The 1,768-nt window shown below is 74.9% G+C and carries 2 protein-coding genes; both read right to left on the reverse strand.

Annotated elements, in window-relative coordinates; translation table 11 throughout:
* Positions 1-50 precede the first annotated feature (50 nt).
* The gene (locus ACYVE9_RS25400) at positions 51-875 is read right to left on the reverse strand and encodes a TrmH family RNA methyltransferase (RefSeq protein WP_461030232.1); all 825 of its coding nucleotides are present in this window, start codon (positions 873-875) and stop codon (positions 51-53) included.
* 131 nt (positions 876-1,006) lie between these two features.
* Positions 1,007-1,768: uroporphyrinogen-III C-methyltransferase (gene cobA, locus ACYVE9_RS25405; RefSeq protein ID WP_461030233.1), on the reverse strand; the 762-nt coding region annotated here is incomplete at its 5' end.

Here is a 1,768-nt window from a genome sequence, read left to right on the forward strand (position 1 = left end):
CCGCTGCCCTCTGCGTCGTCCGCCGCCCCCGCGCCGGGGCGGCGGCGGGGTCAGGGCCTGGTGACGTAGAAGGCGAGGGCCGAGGTGGCGGCGACGTTCAGGGAGTCGACGCCGGCGTCCATCGGAATGCAGACCCGCACGTCGGCACGGTCGAGCGCCCCCGGGGTGAGGCCGTCGCCCTCGGTGCCGAACAGCAGCGCCAGCCTGTCGTCGCGCCGAGCGGCCAGTTCGTCCAGGGTGATCGACCGCTCGTCGAGGCACAGCGCTGCGCTGGTGAAGCCGGCGGCCCGCAGGAGTTCCATGTCCTCCGGCCACGACCGCAGCCGGGTCCACGGAAGGTGCAGCACCGCCCCCATCGACACCTTCACCGCACGCCGGTACAGCGGGTCGGCGCAGCGCGGCGTGAGCAGGACCGCGTCGATCCCCAGGGCGGCGGCGTTGCGGAAGGCGGCACCCAGGTTGGCGTGGTCGACGAGGTCCTCGAAGACCGCCACCCGCCGGGCCGGCCGGCCCGCCTCCCCCGAGGTGCGGAGCAGCTCGGCCACCCCGGGCAGCGCGGTACGCGCCATGGACGCCAAGGCGCCGCGGTGCACGTGGTACCCGGTGACCTGTTCGGCCACCTCGGGGCTGACCACGTAGACGGGCGCGGTCTCCTCGCTGATGACGTCCCGCATGACGTCCGTCCACTTGGCGGACAGCAGCATGGAACGCATCCGGTAACCGGCCGCGCGGGCGCGGCGGATGACCTTCTCGCCCTCGGCGATGAACAGTCCTTCGGCGGGCTCCCGCCGGCGGCGCAGTTGCACGTCGGTCAGGCCGGTGTAGTCGACCAGCCGGGGGTCGTCGGGGTCCTCGACGGTGAGGGGTTCAGCCACAGCCTGCCACTGCCTTCGTCCTGGTCGGGGCCGCCACCGCACGGCGGCTCTCCCGGTCGGGCGCCCGCGGCCGGGAGCGCCCCGGAGGGCCTGGGCTGCCCGGTTCGGGGCTCACGGGTACGGAACGGGGGTCACGGGCGCCCGGCGGGGCCGACGTGCACGACGTCGCCGACCACGATGACGGCGGGCGGGCGGATCCCCTCGGCCGCCACCACGTCGGCGACGGTCGCCAGGGTGGCGTCCACCCGGCGCTGGGCGGTGGTGGTGCCCTCCTGGACGACGGCGACGGGTGTTCCCGGGTCGCGGCCGTGGGAGACGAGCGTGGCGGCGATGGCGCCGACGCGTTCCACGGCCATCAGCATGACGAGGGTGCCGCGCAGCCTGGCCAGTGCGGGCCAGTCGACCAGCGAGGCCGGGTCGTCCGGCGCGGCGTGGCCGCTGACCACGGTGAACTCGTGTGCGACGCCCCGGTGGGTGACGGGGATGCCGGCCGCGCCGGGCACGCTGATGGAACTGGAGATGCCCGGCACCACCGTCACCGGGATACCGGCCTCGGTGAGTGCCTCGACCTCCTCCATGCCGCGGCCGAAGACGAACGGGTCGCCGCCCTTGAGCCGGACCACGTGCTTGCCGGCCTTGGCGTGCTCCATGAGGGCGTTGTTGATGGCCTCCTGGGCCATCGCACGGCCGTAGGGGATCTTCGCCGCGTCGATGACCTCGACGTGCGGCGGCAGCTCGTCCAGCAGGTCGCGGGGGCCCAGCCGGTCGGCGATCACCACGTCCGCCTCGGCCAGCAGCCGCCGGCCGCGCACCGTTATCAGGTCGGGATCGCCGGGACCGCCGCCGACCAGGGCGACGCCGGCGGTACGGGCGCGGTGCTGGCGGGCGGGCAG

It is taken from the genome of Streptomyces sparsus (genome assembly GCF_054776295.1).